The organism is Shewanella sp. MTB7 (genome assembly GCF_027571385.1).
Taxonomy (GTDB): domain Bacteria; phylum Pseudomonadota; class Gammaproteobacteria; order Enterobacterales; family Shewanellaceae; genus Shewanella.
The window spans coordinates 4,767,756-4,785,708 of sequence record NZ_CP085636.1; the positions used below are offsets into that span (position 1 = coordinate 4,767,756).

Annotated in this window: 17 protein-coding genes; 3 read left to right on the forward strand and 14 right to left on the reverse strand. The window is 41.6% G+C overall.

Going from position 1 to position 17,953, the window contains the following annotated elements:
* Positions 1 to 18: 18 nt before the first annotated feature.
* The gene (locus HWQ47_RS20675; protein WP_269967908.1) at positions 19 to 660 is read left to right on the forward strand and encodes a phosphatase PAP2 family protein; all 642 of its coding nucleotides are present in this window, start codon (positions 19 to 21) and stop codon (positions 658 to 660) included.
* Here HWQ47_RS20675 and HWQ47_RS20680 read toward each other — a convergent pair.
* The 14 genes from HWQ47_RS20680 to hemA form a co-directional block, all read right to left on the reverse strand.
* On the reverse strand, positions 657 to 1,529 hold the full coding sequence (locus HWQ47_RS20680) for a DMT family transporter (protein WP_269967909.1): 873 nt from the start codon (positions 1,527 to 1,529) through the stop codon (positions 657 to 659). The genes HWQ47_RS20675 and HWQ47_RS20680 overlap by 4 nt on opposite strands.
* A gap of 207 nt (positions 1,530 to 1,736) precedes the next feature.
* A complete protein-coding gene (gene kdsA / locus HWQ47_RS20685) occupies positions 1,737 to 2,585 on the reverse strand; it encodes a 3-deoxy-8-phosphooctulonate synthase (protein WP_269967910.1) in 849 nt (282 codons plus the stop codon).
* Between the two features lie 64 nt (positions 2,586 to 2,649).
* Positions 2,650 to 3,903, reverse strand: coding sequence for a DUF819 family protein (locus tag HWQ47_RS20690; protein ID WP_269967911.1), 1,254 nt, complete (start codon positions 3,901 to 3,903; stop codon positions 2,650 to 2,652).
* 136 nt (positions 3,904 to 4,039) lie between these two features.
* On the reverse strand, positions 4,040 to 4,786 hold the full coding sequence (locus HWQ47_RS20695) for a transglutaminase family protein (RefSeq protein ID WP_269971815.1): 747 nt from the start codon (positions 4,784 to 4,786) through the stop codon (positions 4,040 to 4,042).
* A gap of 41 nt (positions 4,787 to 4,827) precedes the next feature.
* Positions 4,828 to 5,223 (reverse strand): SirB2 family protein, encoded by a 396-nt coding sequence (locus HWQ47_RS20700; protein ID WP_269967912.1) that lies wholly within the window; start codon positions 5,221 to 5,223, stop codon positions 4,828 to 4,830.
* A gap of 465 nt (positions 5,224 to 5,688) precedes the next feature.
* On the reverse strand, positions 5,689 to 6,858 hold the full coding sequence (locus HWQ47_RS20705; protein WP_269967913.1) for a hypothetical protein: 1,170 nt from the start codon (positions 6,856 to 6,858) through the stop codon (positions 5,689 to 5,691).
* Between the two features lie 320 nt (positions 6,859 to 7,178).
* Positions 7,179 to 8,342 carry a hypothetical protein gene (locus HWQ47_RS20710; protein ID WP_269967914.1) on the reverse strand — a complete coding sequence of 388 codons (1,164 nt, stop codon included), beginning with the start codon at positions 8,340 to 8,342 and terminating at the stop codon, positions 7,179 to 7,181.
* A 454-nt stretch (positions 8,343 to 8,796) separates the two neighbouring features.
* Positions 8,797 to 9,984, reverse strand: coding sequence for a hypothetical protein (locus HWQ47_RS20715; protein WP_269967915.1), 1,188 nt, complete (start codon positions 9,982 to 9,984; stop codon positions 8,797 to 8,799).
* A 416-nt stretch (positions 9,985 to 10,400) separates the two neighbouring features.
* Positions 10,401 to 11,594 carry a flagellin lysine-N-methylase gene (gene fliB / locus HWQ47_RS20720; protein WP_269967916.1) on the reverse strand — a complete coding sequence of 398 codons (1,194 nt, stop codon included), beginning with the start codon at positions 11,592 to 11,594 and terminating at the stop codon, positions 10,401 to 10,403.
* Between the two features lie 19 nt (positions 11,595 to 11,613).
* Positions 11,614 to 12,048, reverse strand: coding sequence for a CPBP family intramembrane glutamic endopeptidase (locus HWQ47_RS20725; RefSeq protein WP_269967917.1), 435 nt, complete (start codon positions 12,046 to 12,048; stop codon positions 11,614 to 11,616).
* Between the two features lie 36 nt (positions 12,049 to 12,084).
* Positions 12,085 to 12,372, reverse strand: coding sequence for a hypothetical protein (locus HWQ47_RS20730; RefSeq protein WP_269967918.1), 288 nt, complete (start codon positions 12,370 to 12,372; stop codon positions 12,085 to 12,087).
* 526 nt (positions 12,373 to 12,898) lie between these two features.
* Positions 12,899 to 13,741 carry a peptide chain release factor N(5)-glutamine methyltransferase gene (gene prmC, locus HWQ47_RS20735; RefSeq protein WP_269967919.1) on the reverse strand — a complete coding sequence of 281 codons (843 nt, stop codon included), beginning with the start codon at positions 13,739 to 13,741 and terminating at the stop codon, positions 12,899 to 12,901.
* 59 nt (positions 13,742 to 13,800) lie between these two features.
* Positions 13,801 to 14,886 carry a peptide chain release factor 1 gene (gene prfA / locus HWQ47_RS20740; RefSeq protein WP_269967920.1) on the reverse strand — a complete coding sequence of 362 codons (1,086 nt, stop codon included), beginning with the start codon at positions 14,884 to 14,886 and terminating at the stop codon, positions 13,801 to 13,803.
* 13 nt (positions 14,887 to 14,899) lie between these two features.
* Positions 14,900 to 16,150 carry a glutamyl-tRNA reductase gene (hemA, locus tag HWQ47_RS20745; protein WP_269967921.1) on the reverse strand — a complete coding sequence of 417 codons (1,251 nt, stop codon included), beginning with the start codon at positions 16,148 to 16,150 and terminating at the stop codon, positions 14,900 to 14,902.
* Between the two features lie 275 nt (positions 16,151 to 16,425).
* Between hemA and lolB the strand changes: the two genes are divergently transcribed.
* Both lolB and ispE read left to right on the forward strand, forming a co-directional pair.
* Positions 16,426 to 17,079, forward strand: a complete 654-nt coding sequence (lolB, locus tag HWQ47_RS20750) for a lipoprotein insertase outer membrane protein LolB (RefSeq protein ID WP_269967922.1) — start codon at positions 16,426 to 16,428, stop codon at positions 17,077 to 17,079.
* The gene (ispE, locus tag HWQ47_RS20755; RefSeq protein WP_269967923.1) at positions 17,072 to 17,926 is read left to right on the forward strand and encodes a 4-(cytidine 5'-diphospho)-2-C-methyl-D-erythritol kinase; all 855 of its coding nucleotides are present in this window, start codon (positions 17,072 to 17,074) and stop codon (positions 17,924 to 17,926) included. Before lolB ends, ispE begins: the two co-directional genes overlap by 8 nt.
* The last annotated feature ends 27 nt before the right edge of the window (positions 17,927 to 17,953 follow it).

Below are 17,953 nucleotides of genomic sequence, written 5' to 3' on the forward strand. Positions count from 1 at the left end.
AATCTTAGAGTCAATACCATGCCGACACCCCAATACCTCTCTCCTTTTTACTCTGTAAAAAAAAGCGCCATCTTCTACACAGGCATACTTTGCCTCACACTGTTGAACATTTTTTTCATTGACCGTAATTTAGCCGACTTCATTTATCAACAAGACTTTGCCAATTCATTCACTAAATTGCTCAGTAATATCCCACTGTTTCTGGAAGGTCTTGCCGTGGTTGTACTAATAAGCTGCATCGCCCCCAAAGTAAGAAAAAGGTTTTCCGATTTAGCCATCCATTTAGTGCTCACTCTTCTGCTGGCATCGATAATCCGCATCGGAGCAAAAGCTCTCTTCGGCCGTACTTGGCCGCAAACTTGGGTCGATAACAATCCCTCTTGGATTAATGATCGCGTTGAGGGGTTTCATCCATTTGCTGAAGGCCTAGCGTACAACTCATTTCCTTCTGGCCATGCGCTTTTTACTTTCGCGCTGGCCAGCGTATTCTGGTATCACCTACCCCGCTACCGCCTACTTTGGATAGTAACCATGCTAGGTGTATTTATCGGTCAGCTCGCGCAAAATTTTCACTACTTAGGCGACCTGTTAGCCGGTGCAGGCATAGGCATTTTTTGCGCGCAGATAGTTATCGCCTTAAGTCAAAAATTGAGCCGCTAGCCCCACATGACCAACATTGCAGCAATCGCTATCAGTATCAGCCCCAGCATATCCTTAATTTTCATCCGCTCTTGAAGCCAAAAAATGGCAATTAATAAGGTAAAGAAAATCTCTATTTGACCCAATGTTTTCACATAAGGAACCGCCTGCAAAGACATGGCGCTAAACCAACCGATAGAGCCTATACAACTGGTAGTACTGATTAATAGAGTAAGCTTAGGCCTATGCCAAAGCATGGCGAATGTGTCGCTCTCCTTCACCGAGATGTAGATCAACAACACCACGGTCTGAATAGAGATAACCAGCAGTAATACCCAAGCAGCACTATAGGGAAAGGGTAAAGCTAAACTCAAGCTTGCCTCTCGTACCCAAAGTGAAGTTAATGCGAACGCGGTACCACAAGCCAAACCAGTAAGTGCAGTTGGCAAAGAGATATCTTTAAGTCCCTGACGGCTGCTCATCAAAAACACAGCTAAACCACCAATCAAGACGCCTAACCAACCTAGCAGTGATAACTGAGTACCAAAAAAAATAACCCCGAGTACAGCGGCGACTAAGGCTTCACTCTTCGCCAAACCGGCACCAACGGCAAAGTTTTTCAATTTAAATAACTTTACCATCAAGGCCGTAGCAAGGATCTGCATCGCTGATGCCCCTAAGACATAGAAAGCAAACTCGACAGTGAAGCTAGGTAACGCCACAGGCCGCCACAGTTGAAGTCCGGCAAGATAGAGTACTGCGATGGGGCCAGCCCATAGAAAGCGCGTCAGAGTGACTCCTGCAATACTCACCTCTTTACTCAGCTGACTTTGAAATGCATTACGCCATGCCTGCATAGCAGCTGCGAGGAAGGTAAACAAGATCCACATATATAATTGATAACTTCTAGGAGGGTATTAATTGAACTAAGGATATCCCATCGCCCGTGGACAAACGACCGAGAATAGCGAAAAATTACGTATACTCACTATCAACGAAATGAATAATAAAAAGCCAGTAGTAAGTTGCTACTGGCTCAGTAAAAATCGTCAACCAATGTTAGTACTAGGAAAATATCTAGATACGGTCAAAAGGTCTTATTTGCTGGTATCAATCGCATCGAATGACTTAACTAAATCATCGACAGCCTTCATCTGTGTCAGATAATTCTCTAATTGATTCAGTGGCAGCGCACAAGGGCCATCACATTTAGCATTGTCAGGATCTGGATGCGCCTCGATAAACAGACCTGCAAGACCAAGAGCCATACCACTACGAGCAAGTTCGGTAGCTTGAGCGCGACGACCACCAGCACTGTCTGCACGGCCACCTGGACGCTGAAGCGCGTGAGTAGCATCAAAAATCACTGGATAACCCGTCTGTTTCATCTCATCCATGCCAAGCATATCAACCACTAAGTTGTTGTAACCGAAACTTGAACCACGCTCACACAGGATGATCTTGTCATTGCCAGCTTCATTAAACTTACTGATGATGTGACGCATCTCATGGGGAGCTAAAAACTGAGGTTTCTTTACATTGATGATGGCCCCCGTTTTAGCCATAGCCACAACCAGATCGGTCTGGCGTGCTAGGAAAGCCGGCAACTGGATAATATCAACCACTTCAGCAACAGGTGCACACTGGTAAATCTCATGTACATCGGTGATCAATGGCAAGTTGAAGGTTGATTTGATCTCTTGAAAGATCTTTAATCCCTCTTCCATACCTGGACCACGGTAAGAGTTGACTGAAGAGCGGTTAGCCTTATCGAAAGAGGCTTTGAATACATAAGGAATACCCAATTTCTGAGTGATCTCGGCATATATTTCTGCAATTTTCATTGCTAAGTCACGAGACTCAAGTACATTCATACCGCCAAACAACACAAAAGGTTTATCGTTTGCGATTTCGATTGAACCTAACCCTATGGTTTTATTACTCATCAGTATTTCTCTCTTAAAGAGCCAAGGCAATACCTTGGCGTTAATCAATTTAGTAACGGCTAACTTAGCTCGCTATTGCCTGCAAGATCTGGCCGCATATCCAAGCCATATAAGTGCCGACAGCATAGCCTAATACCGCCAATAATACACCGACTGGCGCCAATGAAGGGTGGAAAGCTGCCGCGACCACTGGAGCCGATGCCGCGCCGCCAACATTAGCCTGACTACCCACCGCCATATAAAACAGCGGCGCTTTTATCAATTTTGCCACAATCAACATCAGACACGCGTGAACCAGCATCCAGATAATACCGATAGCAAAATACCAAAGGTTCTCGGGATCAAACAGTTTAGAGACATCCATGTGTAAGCCGATGGTTGCCACTAAAATATAAAGAAATGCCGTAGCCACTTTAGAAGCCCCTGCCGCCTCAAGATGACGGACCGGGCTAAACGACATGGCTAAACCAATTGTTGTCACCGTCACTATCAACCAGAAGAACTTAGAGGTCAGACTGTAATCTCGCGTCCAAGGATAATTTAACTCAAAGAAAGGGCCCAAGAAATCGGCAATCACATGAGCAAGCCCAGTGATACCGAAACCAATTGCCACGATCATCATCAAATCTTTAAGACTCGGAATGCGGGCATTTTCAGCGTGATACTTCTCCACTTTATCTTTTAATGCTTGCAGTGCGGTCGTATCCGCTCCTGTTTTCGCATCAATCTGCTTCGCTTTGGAGGCCATAAACAGCAAGACTGCCATCCAGATATTCGCCACGATTACATCAACAGTGACCATGATAGAGAAGATGTCACCACCCGCCTCATAGATCTCTTTCATAGCAGCTTGATTGGCGCCACCACCAATCCAACTTCCCGCTAACGTAGTCATACCCCGCCACACAGCTTCTGGTCCTTGAACACCCAATACTTCAGGGTTCATCGCAGAAACGATAAGTAACGCTATAGGGCCACCAATCACAATGCCGACAGTTCCCGTTAAAAACATGATAAGCGCTTTAGGGCCTAAGGAGATAATGGCCTTAAGATCAACGCTTAAAATCAGCAGCACTAAACAAGCTGGTAAAAGGTAACGCGAAGCGACGAAATAGAGTTGCGATGTGTGACTGTCGATGATGTTGAAGGTGTTAAGTAGTGAAGGTAAAAAGTAGCACATCAGCAGTGCAGGAATAAAGGTGTAGAACTTCATCCAAAATCGGTTTTGACTATTGCTTGTGTAAAATACAAATCCCAAAATAACGGCCAAAATGCCTAGGCCTGTGGCATCATTAGTTACCAGTGCAGTACTGCTCATAGCGGTGTGTTCTCCAATCCATAAATTTATTATTATTTTAATTTCTATTTATTTATTTTTGATTTTTAGCTATTTAATATTTCTAGAAATATCGCGTTAAACGGTAGGTATGACCTACCGTTATTAACGTGTCGAACTAATGATATACCTCTTGCTCTTCTCGTAACTCCTTCAGCTGCATCTTCACCAACTCAATAACAGGATCATGGGGACTGTTATCAACAAAATGCTTAAGATCAGCCGCGGCGACACTGATACAACCCAATTGCTGAGCAATAAAAGCACGCTCACGATTCAAATTAAGATCATCAGGATGCCACTGTAGCAATAAATTACAGCACTCCATGGCAGGTTCAAACTTGTGCGAAACGATACAACCCGCTTTAAGCTCATGGATCATTCTCGACACCAAGCGCTTCAAACTGACAGGCTTAAGATAGCTAGCTTTAAACGGCACGCCGTTACCCAACTCACCACGAACTAAAACATGTAACTGGTGACGAGTTAACTCATTGCCGTTTAACGGATCGATATATTTAACCACATCATCGATTTTACTACTAAGTACAGTGGTGCCCGGCAGAAGAAGAGGTTCCAGCTTAAGATCTAACTGTTTGGCAAGCAGCATCAATACCGTCGCTAACGTAGTGCTATTTCCCTGACGACTACTAATACACGTCCCCAGATCTGCCGCTTCAACACTGAAATAGGGCTCACGTATACAAAAGCCTAAATCTTGGTAGAACCAATGTAATAATTTGGCAAGTCGTTCATGTCGATCGACAACATAATGGCTAAGCACTGAGCCTGCAAGTTCCAGCCAAGCCCAGTTAGCAGACTCAACTTTAGAAAAGTTGAGATGTGCGCCGATCTCAAATGCCATTTCAGGCAGTTCAATCTCATTTTTAAGTGGCAAAGTGGTTATTATCCTAACAACATGGCTTGTTTAAACACGGCTAGCTTAGCGGCGTATACCACCCAAGCAATAGCACCTAAGGCTGCAAAAACTTTAAATAGCTTATTGCGATTAGCCTTTAGAGCTATCGTAGCTAATACAATATAAGCGGCTACTGCACCTAGTTTTTCTGTTAACCAAGGATCCACAAATGGATATTGATTGATAATGAAGCACAAGGTAAGGCCGGATAAAATTAAAAAAGTATCAATCACATGGGGAGCTATTTTAACTAGCTTCTTTTCCATCACAGGAGATTCACGAAGGTGTAGCACAAAACGTACGATAAAAAAGAGTACGCTCGCTGCAACCAGAGTCAAATGAAGGTGCTTAATCACCGGATACAGATTGTTCAAAGTTTCCATTTTTATACTTACTTCGCTGACAAAGGCGCTAGTGTACCTGATCCCCATCATCTAAACCAATAACAGGCTCCCATCGAGCAAGTTTATAACAAAAAAACTCACGTTTGCTCTACCTTAGTGAATATATACACAAGCGACTTGGAATTGCAGGATTCAGCGGGAATTTAATACACTCTAGGCAAGGCCCATAATATGCTCCAGCATGACTGACATTCACATCATGGTGATTACATTGTTTGTAGTTAATGGTTGCTCCCTTAGCAAAATCAATAACGCAGAATAAAGTGCATTAAACCCCATCGAAGAAGGTATATCTATCGTCACGTTTTATTTACATGACCTTCAATGACTATCACTATTTCTTATGACTGACAATGGCGGATGACCATCACGCCATCGTCATTAAAATTCCCATAATCTATTGCAAGGCAAAACATCATGAAAAGTAAAAATTCAAGTAAGATATTAGTATTTTCTCACTATAGAACCGAAGAGTACCTGCGCTTTCTTAATAAAGAGTCTGGGGTTCGACATGAATATGGTGCCAAAACCTTGCAGTTGCATGCTTCGCTCTTTTTGATAAAGCTCTTTTGCATACTTTAAATTGATTTCTCCCCATATTTTTGCAAGAGCGCCTCTATTGAGTAAAACAGGTGAAACTTCTTTTTTTGCTTTCTTAAACAGTCCAGAATTAATAGAAAGCCAGAGACCCATCCCTCTTACAAAGATATAGTCATTCGGATCTGCATTCGCAACAACAGGGGCCAATAGCTTCGGATATAAGATCTGCAAAAAATCGAGTTTTGGCGTCATAAAACAAAAATTCCAAGTGTGATATAAACTGCACCACTCTTGGGATAGCTCCAACTTAAGAGATCTATCTCCCTCAGAGATACTGACATTTTTGATTTTAATTGCGCCGATAACTGCACCACTTAACGCATTGTTTTTGTAACCGGCAACAAAGTCAGCTATAACCGCCTCTGAGATATTAACTGTTAGGAAGTTTCTACGGCCTCTAATTTCATTATCATTAATTACACCTCTGGTTCTAACTGTTATATATTGCTTAAAATCAGCATCTTTTGTTTTTGTCTTGATGACTGAGAATATATCGCCCGTTAGTTTATAAATATCAATAGCCGACCGAATAAAACCAGCTCTAATACCGCATGTGACCCTTCTTTTTTCCATGATATGTATATAAACTTGGTGCATAAACCTATGATCTTTCACCATAGCTTTGAGTAACAAATCTAATAAATATGTATAATGTAAAGTTCGTGTGATCAGTACATTGTTGGGCTCAGAGATAAGATCATCACGAACGGCGATAACAGCAAGCTCACACAGAGCAGGATGTTTGCTTACAATCCCCGAACGCACCTCCTCAAGAAAGAGAGCCATATCTTGGGGACAAGTAAGCCTTCCCCCTAATAAATCTATAAATCCTTTTAAATCAGATAAGTACATATCATTCTTTAATATATCATTGAGAATGTTGGGATCTGATTTCATATTCATATCAACATTCAGCTTTTCAATCACACAGTCTAACGTATAAGGCTTATTTACCTTGAAAATAGAAACGTTTTTTGTAATCTTGTTTGTCAGCGTTAACTCTTCAATTTCCATATTGCCTCCGATAAATTCTTCATGATGTCAAAAGAATCTTCTATTTTTGTTCACTTATGCTGCTATATAGCAGCATAAGTGAACAAAATATGCAGGCAGTTAGACAAAGACATCTTGTTAATTTTTATAGCATAAAACTAAATAGTATGAGGTATGCTGATATGCATCATACTTCTAAAAAATACTCGCAGATAATGCAATGTTAAACGCGACGATTAATAACACTGCTCTAGCCACAAAAAAGCCCTAAACGAGTCAGACTCGGCTTAGGGCTCAGCAATGTTAGAATCGTTCAATTAAAGTAACCAACACTCAACAGATTAATCCTTTAACTTTTCACGCTTATTTTGCATCATTTTACTACCCAAATAGCTGTCATCATAGTTTTTAAACGCCTTCAGCGTAGGGAGTTCAATCATCTCAACATGACTATTTTTAATCCCCCAACCAATAATGTTGTGGATTAAACCTGAGCCTTGGGCAATTTTCACATCTGTCTGGAAGTAAAGAGGAGCCTTAGACTCGTTGTTTTTACGGTATTTACTGGCGGCATAATAGATAGCATGTTGATCATTAGTAAATGCGTTGGCGTCTTTGTCTTCCTGCTCCAAACTGTTATTTCCGCTGACACAGGTCTCGGCTTTACGACATGTCTCAACAGTCTCCTTCATCACACTGGTATTTAATGGCCAATCAGATTTTTTAGGTGATGTCTCCATCTTCTTAAACTGTCTGAAATGGGGTCGTGCCACAGATACCCATGTTGTATCCCACTTTCCAGCAACTGCATTAATTTGCCAGTTTTGACAAGTGCGATCTTTCTGCCAAGTTAATCCTGCATCAACCAAAATGTTAATATTCTGATACTCACTGCGCGCCCTATGCATATCGGCATTCTTTATCATACAAGCCGATATTGCTATCTCTTTAATTAACGGCTCTGAATCATATTTGGCGGCCAGCAAATGATGTAGCTCTTTGTAACGAGTCTTAAATTTAGTTTTCCAAAAATGAGGGTAGTCCCCATCAAAATTGCTACGTTTAAAGTCCAGCGTGGACGACCCTGCCTCATCTTTAACCCAATAAATACCCGCAAAGATCCGCAGCTTAATCCCAAGCTGGTTGTTACCATCAACATCATTCCACGTCTCAACTTCATCAATTGCATCATCAATCCAGCTCGAATCCAGCACAGCTTTCTGATTTGAGTTAAGCGGCGCATCTGGTTGCAATTCAGACCATTCTAGCTGTACAACAATACCATCAACACTCTCTGCCCAGTCCGTAGGCTTTGATAAATCCGTCACATTTGGGTTGTCGAAACCATTACGAGAGCCGGGTACTTTAGACACATCGCCACGGGTATAAAATCCTGCTGCACGGTCTTTAGCTTCAACCTCCACACTTATGCCTGTACCTAAGATACCAGCGATCACAAGGGAGAGAATGGGGAAAACAGATTTTGAATTATTCAGTTTGTACATAACTGCCTCTTTATTCTGTATATGTATGCTTAATTAAATAACCTCATATCTACAGCTATAAATACCGTCACTTATTCCATATTGTAATATTAATAGTATTTATAAGGCGTAAAGCGTCAAGTTAACACTGCAAACAAGCTGCATCAATATGCAAGAAAACACTCAAACTTAAGCCTGAAGTAAAAAAACAGACACGAACACGAATTAGATAATGAGATTCAAACGGTAGGTAAGCAGATATATAGCAAAGAAAATGAAAAAAACAGGAAACTAGCGAGCTTTAAATAGACTCGTAACAGATTCTGTATAACTTCCCCTTTTCTATGTATCAACTTCATGAACGCGACTATTAACACAGCTAAATTAACAAAAAAGCCCTAAACGAGTCAGACTCGGCTTAGGGCTCAACAATGTTAAAAGCTATCGATTAAATAACAGAATAATACTGAACAGATTAATTCTTTAACTTAGTACGCTTTTTTTGCATATTATCGCTTGCCAGATAATTAGTACTAGCAGAATTATTATCATCATATTTTTTAAAGGCTTTTAATGGCGGTAGCTCAATCAGTTTCACGTCACTATTTTGAATACCCCAATGAATAATATTATGTATCAACACAGACCCCTGAACGACTTTAACATCGGTCTGGTAGTAAACTGGCGCCTTAGATTGATTACCGCGGTATTTACCCGCTACATAATATAGGGGATGGCTATCGTTCGAGAATGCATTATCGTCCTTATCCTCTATCTCAAGACTGTTGTTACCGATAATACAATTCGATTCGAGTCGACAAGTTTCTACCATTGATTGCATAGTACTTTTACTTAACGGCCAATCCTTCTTTAAAGGAGGTGAAGTCATCTTCTTAAACTTCCTAAAGTGAGGGCGAGCGACAGACACTCTAGTATTGTCCCACTTCCCCGCGACAGCTGTAATTTGCCACGTTTGACAATTCCGATCTTTTTGCCAAGTTAACCCCGCATCAACCAAAATATTAATATTCTGATACTCACTGCGTGCCCTATGCATATCGGCATTTTTTATCATACAAGCCGATATAGCAATCTCTTTAATAAGAGGCTCTGAGTCATATTTAGCGGCCAGCAACTGATGCAACTCTTTGTAACGAGTCTTAAAAGCACTTTTCCAGAAGTGTGGAAAATCGCCATCAAAATTGCTGCCTTTAAAATCCAACGTCGAAGAACCGGCCTCATTTTTTACCCATTGAGGCGTATAGATCCCTGCAAAAACCCTTAGCTTAATCCCAAGCTTATTGTTACCCGGAACATCATTCCATGTCTCGACATCGTCAATCGCAGCATCAATCCAGCTCGAATCCAGCACAGCTTTCTGACCTGGAGCAACTGGCGCATCAGGTTGTAATGCATTCCACTCTACCTGAACCACAATACCATCAACTTCCTTGCCCCAATCGGTAGGTTTTGATGTATCAGCAATATTTGGATCATCATAGCCATTACGCGAACCGGGCTGATGACTTATATCGCCACGGGTATAAAACCCCTTGGCACGACTTTTAGCTTCAACTTCTACACTTATTCCCGCAGCAACAATACCAGCGACCACAAGGGAGAGCATAGGTAAAACAGATTTTGAATTATTCAGTTTGTACATAACTGCCTCTTTATTCTGTATATGTATGTTTTATTAAATAACCTCATATCTACAGCTATAAATACTGTTATTCACCTCCATATTATAATATTAATAGTATTTATAAGGCGTGAAGCATTAAACTAACATTGAAAACAAGCTGCGTCAATAAGCAAGAAAACAGCCAAACTTAAGCCTGAAGTGAAAAAACAGATATGAATTAGATAATAAGATTCAAGCATTAGGTAAGAAAATATAGCAAAGCCAATGAACAAGAAAATGGAAGTTAAGCGAGCTTTAAATAGCTTGAGTTATTCTTAGACAAGGCATAACAACCTACCACTTAAGCTCATTATTAAATCTGAGTAAGAAGCTTAAAGTTATGCCATTAAGAATGAATAGTACAAATAAGAATGAATAGTACAAAACCCTATTTACTAACGACCACAGCTTTTCAGCAAACTGAGTATCGCTTGTGAGCCAGAGAAGGAGGATTGTTGCAGAATGCTTCTAGCTGACTTTATAAAATTGGGTTTATGTAGTCTCACTACGTGGTAAACCTGAAAACACAAGACGATATCACGTTCACTTAAGCCATTGTACTTTGCAGCCATAACGGCGAGATAACAACGTAACATAAAACAGTCGAGTATCAGTAAGTTGAACGCAGCCAATGGGTTTTTATCTGCTGTCAGCGGAAATTGCAGATGATAAATATAGTAGAGTAGATAACGGCTAAACAGATCCTCATAGGATGCCAATGCCGGAATGGCAATATCATTCCAGGCACTATTTATACGTTCCATATCCAGCTCACCCTTTGTATCTGACATGGCTAAAATGGCATCATTTAACTCACCAAATCTGGGACGAAAACGTCTCGGGTGTTCGTCACAACACATAGTATGAAGCGAAAGAAAGGTATGCAGTTGATGTTGTGGCACATAGGGGAATGATTCAAAAGCCTGTTGGAGTTCCCCATTTTTTGCTATATGTGATAAATACATGAACTTATCATCCAACAAACCTAGCGAAGCTTGCTGCTTAGATACACTATCGGCGCAATTGACCAACATACCTATGGCAAACAAGCTATGTTGCCAGTTTAAATGTTCATCGAGCAACAACTCGATACTATAGTCATAGGCCTTGACAGCCCACTCCGGCACGGATCTAGGAAAAACATCCTTTTCGGTCGCATGACTCTCAAAGATAAAAGCATCCGTACCAAACAATATCTGCCTGGCAGCCTCAGGACAGGACAACGAAAGACTTTCGAATGTATCAGCCCCTCTCACTCTAGAGATCCTGGGGTAACTTCTGCAGGTGTCACTCAAGGCATCTTCTCCCGCGAGAACATGGATCTTACAAAGCTTGTTCTGTTGCAGAAACGGACACTTCCCCTGATCATTAAAGCGAATAATGATCAAATCATCATCTTTGTTGTTAATTAACTGCATCGAATCTTCAGCTAGACTCTTCAACTCCGGATGCGCCATCGTTTTGTGATAACTTGCTTTATCGACATGAACCGACCAGTCGATACAACAGGAATCTTCGCAGTCGGGACCTATGCAGTGAAGTTCACTGACACGTAAAGCACGCTGCTTTTGCAGCCGATAGTTAAACACGGCTGCGCGCGGCCTATCCTTATTTGTAGTGTTTAATGAAGAACTCAGGGAACAAAACCAAACTTGCATTTATTAAAAAATGTATCAGAATTAGAAATTCTAAACGTTTGAATTTATTTAGAATAAAACAAGTCCCAAAAATCAGGCTAAAAACCACATAATTTAAAGTTAGCCCTAAACTTCTAAATTCCCCATGAATAAATACAAATGAAATCGCAATTATTGGTAGTATAAACCAAAGGTTTGGTATTATTCGTTTTAGTCGTGTTAATACAAACCCTCTAAATATCACATCTTCTGTAATAGCAGCTGTAAATGCTAGAACAATAATAGTAACTAAACACTCTAATGTGCTAATTGGGCCAATAAATCCTGCTAGGGATATTGTTGGAAGCTCGTTTCCATAATATATTATTGGAATAATAAGTGCTGAAACTATTAATATAGCTAACATCCCGATAAACCAATGTTTATGTTTAATAAACCATGACTAATCAACTCCAACAGAACTCCAGGTTTCATTATTTTTTATTAACGCATATCTTATAAATAAAAATGAAACCCAATGAAACAACAAATTAGAGAAAACAAAATACCACCATTCAGTTCTTTCATTATTATTATGTAATGATGAAATAAAATCATCTGGTAAAAATGGAAAGAATATAGAACTAAAAAAGTCTGTACTGTATAGAACAGGATATGCAATTAAGCCAACTATCAAGGCGACAACCGTATATTTATCTAAATTGGTTTTCGTATGAATGTCTGAGTTCATCTAATCCCTCGCTTAGTCTGATTAAAATTATCCATTCTCTATAACTTTTGGTAAACGATTTCCGATACACGTTCACCTTACTGAACCTACACACCTTATGTCTGTTACTCAACAGTAAAACCTGAGTTAAAGACTCCGTCAGCAAACCATAATAATCGAAGAGATAACATTCTCGTGAATCAGCAGGTGTAGATGCGTCTGTGACCGTTGACGGCAAGGAAGCTGTCGTCGAGCTTACAAGGACGTACTAGCAGCGTGTCACAGAAACATCTGCACACACCCGCTGGAGGCGATAGAGTAGAATGAAAGTACGATTTTCAAAAACTCACCCAAATACCAAACCAGCAAGAAACTAAATCAGAAAATGTAATCAGCCTTCACTCGAAGGCTAACTAGATTTGTTATTAGACAAACAGAAACGCCATTGGTATTAATGAAATACCAATGGCGTTTAAACTTATTACTGATAACAGTACCGCTCAGGCCAACTCAAGAATAAGCAGCACAAGCCGATGCAGCGGCGAGTTTACCTTGGCCAACGCCCCAACGTACAACGGTCATTGCTACCAAAGTCCCGTACCGTGGCGACATTTTCATAGCCAAGTTCAATCATCTTATCTCTAAGCTGGATCGCTTGCTCAAAACCATGCTCCAACAGTAGATATCCTCCGGGTGCCAGATAATCTCGAGCACTTTCGGCAATATGATACAGATCCCCAAAGCCGTGCTCAGATGCCGTTAATGCACTATGAGGTTCAAACCGAACATCGCCCTCTTCAAGATGGTTATCCATCTCATCGATATAAGGAGGATTAGAGACAATCAGATTAAAATCATAGCAACAAATTGAATCGAACCAATCACTTTGGACAATCTCGACCTGAGGCAACTTCAGGTTTACTCGGTTAGCTTTTGCCAATGCCACCGCTTCGATGATCTTATCTACGGCGGTGATCTGCCATTGAGGCTTCTCATAGGCCAGAGAAAGAGCGATGACTCCTGTTCCAGTGCCTAAATCCAGCACTTTGGCTGTTTCAGCTAAGGGAAGGTTAAGCGCCGTTTCTACTAATATTTCAGTATCAGGTCGAGGGATCAAGGTGGTTGGGTTCACCAAAAAAGGCAGTGACCAAAACTCACGTTCGCCAACAATGTGGGCTATCGGCGTACCGATAACACGTCTGGCAACCATCTGAGTGTATTCAGCGATCTGATCCGATGTTAGACGCTCATCGGGCCAAGTATAAAGGTAACCCCGTTGTTTATGTATGATGTGTAATAACATCACCTCGGCATCAAGCTTAGGTGTATCAGAAACATCGAGCAACTGAGGTGAGGCCCATACTAGGGCCTCGGATAATGTCTGGTACAAATGATGTCCTTAATTTGAAACCTTGCTAAGTAGCTTAGAGTAAGATGAGTTCTTTCGAATTAATCTTCCGCTAACGCCGCTAACATATCAGCTTGATTTTCTAATATTAAGGGATCGATAAGCATGTTTAACTCACCTTCCATAACTTCGTTTAAGCGATACAGAGTCAGGTTGATTCTGTGTTCACTCAAACGACCTTGAGGGAAGTTGTAAGTACGAATACGCTCTGAGCGATCTCCACTGCCTACAAGATTACGACGAGTACTTTCTTCTGCACTACGACGCTTCTCATCTTCTACCGCTTGAATTCGAGCAGCTAACACACTCATGGCTTGCGCCCGGTTTTTATGCTGCGAGCGTTGGTCTTGGCACTCGACGATTATACCAGTCGGGATATGAGTAAGACGGATAGCAGAATCTGTTTTGTTGACATGTTGCCCACCCGCACCTGATGCTCTGAAGGTATCGACTTTCAGATCACCCTTATTAATTTCAATGGCTTCTGATTCAGGAACTTCTGGCATAATAACAACAGTACATGCAGAGGTGTGCACGCGGCCTTGAGACTCGGTCTCTGGTACACGTTGGACTCGATGTCCACCGGATTCAAACTTAAGCCTGCCGTAAACGCCTTCACCTGACACTTTAACGATAACTTCTTTAAAGCCACCATGCTCGCCTTCGTTAGCGTTCATGACTTCTATTTGCCAGCGATTTTTTTCACAAAAACGACTATACATACGGAAGAGATCACCCGCAAAAATCGCAGCTTCGTCACCACCCGCACCTGCACGGATCTCAATGAACGCATTTTTGTTGTCGTTAGGGTCTTTAGGAAGCAGTAAGATTTGCAACTCATCTTCTAGCGTTTCTAGTACAGATTTAGCGACTTTAATCTCATCCTGAGCCATCTCTTTAAGCTCAGCATCATCTTCATTAAGCATCTCTTTTGCAGCTTCAAGATCTTCCATCGCTCGTTGAAAATTGGTGAAAGTCTTCACCACATCTTCAAGCTGAGAATATTCTTTAGAAAGCGCACGGAAACGGTCCTGATCTGAGATCACACTCGGGTCGCTAAGCAAAGCCAACACTTCTTCATTACGTTCAAGCAAGCCTTCAAGCTTGCGGATCACACTGTCCTTCATTAAAACGCTAACCTTAGTTTTTATCTAGTCCGAGCGCACTTCTAAGCTGGCCAATGCTATTCAAATCACCTTGGCGGCTCGCTGCTGTTAAGGCTTGAGTTGGTGCATGGATCAATTTATTGGTTAGCTTATTCGCCAGCTCGAGTAATAGTTGTTCACTATCTCCGCCCTGGGCTAACTTATTGATCGCACGCTCAACTAGTTCATCTTTTATCGCCATACTTTGGGTACGGTATTCACGAATACTGTCGACCGTTTCTAACGATCTGACCCACTCCATGAAAAGATGTGACTCTTCTTCAGCAATTATTTCAGCTTGCTCGGCAGCTTCCCTTCGGGAGGCCATATTCTGTTCAATAATGCCTTGCAGATCATCCACTGTATAGAGGAAGGCATCGTCTAGCTCTGCAACCTCGGCTTCAATATCTCGAGGAACTGCTATATCTACCAACAACATAGGTTGATGACGACGCTGCTTTAGCGCTTTTTCTACCATGCCTTTGCCTAATATAGGTAAAGGACTCGCGGTGGATGATATCACGATATCGGCCTGAGCGAGATAATCTGGTATCTGTTCGAGTGTAATAGCTGTTGCGCCAAACTCTTCACACATGCCTTGGGCCCGTGAAAGTGTCCGGTTTGCAACGACCATGGACGCAACACCGTTATCTTTTAGGTGTCTGGCGACCAGCTCTATCGTTTCACCAGCACCAATCAACAAAACTTTAGTCGATTTAATTGAGGAAAAGATATGTTTAGCCATACTCACTGCTGCAAACGCAACAGACACAGCCGCGGCACCAATTTCCGTTTCCGTGCGCACTCTTTTGGCGACAGAAAACGTATTTTGGAACAAGCGGTCCATAGTGATAGCAACGGAGCCCGCCTCTCTTGCTTTAACAAAGGACTGTTTCACTTGTCCTAAGATTTGTGGCTCACCTAGAATCAAGGAGTCCAAACCAGAAGACACACGCATTAAGTGCTTAACGACTCCTTGGCCCTTAAATTTATATAAGCAAGGCTCTACCTCTTCATGGGAAAGTTGGTGATACTCTTCGAACCAACGAATAATCTCAGCTTCGTCACCAGTATTGGTGTAAAGTTCTGTTCGATTACAGGTTGATATGATCACGGCCTCACCAGTCTTGGTGCATTTTGCCAAACTCTTCATAGCATCATGAATTCTATCTGGCGAAAAGGCTACCTTCTCACGTAGGTCGACCGTGGCTGTTTTATGGTTTATACCGATTGCTACAAGGCTCATCTGACTCGTTCTGGTCTCTAGGATCTGGTTATCTTGCGAGTTGTTATTCATTCTACTGAATTGAATAGACTAAAAACAGAATATGCTTAACAAAACCGAATAATAATCTCAACTCTTATCAATTTTTATCATTAAATGACCTTTTTAGGCTTCATAATGTCTTTACTGCTACATGCTTACAGACTTGGGAGCACAAGGATCGCTATAAATTTACTGATTTCCATTGTATTCTCATCAGTCCCTCGTATCATATTAACCTTCAATGCCAGCAAAAGATGAATAATTTGAGCTACTTCACAAAAACCAAGCTTCTCTGGGTAATATTAAGCCTCTCTTTACTATCAGCTTGTGCCACCAAGACACCCGATAACCTCATCCCGATTCAAGTTAATCATGTATCACAGACACAAGCCTGGGAGATGCAAGGTAAACTTGCAGTGAAAACACCTAACAATAAATTCAGTACTAATCTCTATTGGTTACATACCCCAGATAGCAATGAGCTCAAATTAACCACCATGCTGGGCACCACCGTTCTTTCTCTGACGACTCAACATGGTATTGCAAGATTAGAGGTCGACGGTAAGATTTATGAGCATCACGATGCTCAAGAGCTATTGACTGAGATCACTGGCTGGTCAATTCCTGTCGACTCTTTGCCCCTATGGATAACAGGCCAAACTGATATTGATGACAACATCATCAGTCAAGATCAGCAGTTAAGGCCCCAAGTGTTACTATCATCAAGCGACACGCCTTGGCGAGTCGAGTTTAAAAGTTGGCAACAACAAAGCGGTGCCCAATTACCAAGATTACTGCAACTAACAAAAGACCAGCTTAGACTTAAAATACAGATAAGCCAATGGCAGGCACTTGCTGCAACGACCACTCAACAATCTAATATAAACGATAAAACCATCAATGAGTAATCACATATCTCTCGGCTGGCCAGCTCCCGCCAAATTGAACCTTTTTTTACACGTCAATCACAGGCGTGAAGATGGCTACCATGAACTACAAACCCTGTTTCAGTTTATTGAACATGGTGATGTGTTAGATTTTAAAGTTACAGAGAATTCAGCACTTAAATTGCATTCAAATATCAGCGATGTTGTTGCTAATAACGATAACTTAATTCTTCGTGCCGCAAAATCATTACAGAAAAGGTCTGAAACAACCAAGGGAGCTGAGATTTGGCTCAATAAACGTCTGCCAATGGGGGGAGGGATTGGTGGAGGTTCATCGGACGCTGCCACCTGTTTAGTGGCATTAAATGCACTTTGGAAAACGAATTTAAGTCGAATTGAATTAGCTGAAATTGGTTTAACACTTGGTGCCGATGTACCTGTTTTCATTCATGGTTTATCCGCTTTCGCCGAAGGGGTCGGAGAACAGTTTATTCCCGTGTCACCAAAAGAGTATTGGTACCTGGTTTTAGTGCCGGATGTGCATGTATCAACCGCCGAAATATTCCAAGACCCCGATCTTACTCGCAATACGCCAAAACTAGACCTTAATTCACTAATGAGCAGTCAATGGCAAAATGATTGCCAAGAACTTGTCGTAAAAAGGTACCCTCAAGTTGCCAAAACCTTGGGCTGGCTGATAGAATATGCGCCGTCTAGAATGACAGGAACCGGCGCTTGTATTTTCGGGGAATTCGAGCTGCAGCAGCAAGCACTGGACGTTTTGGCAAAACTGCCGGACGACATGACAGGTTTTGTTGCTAAAGGGACAAATATATCTCCTTTAGAGTTACGTTTAGCGCAACTTTAAAGAAAACACTTTCTGGGGTAACTTATC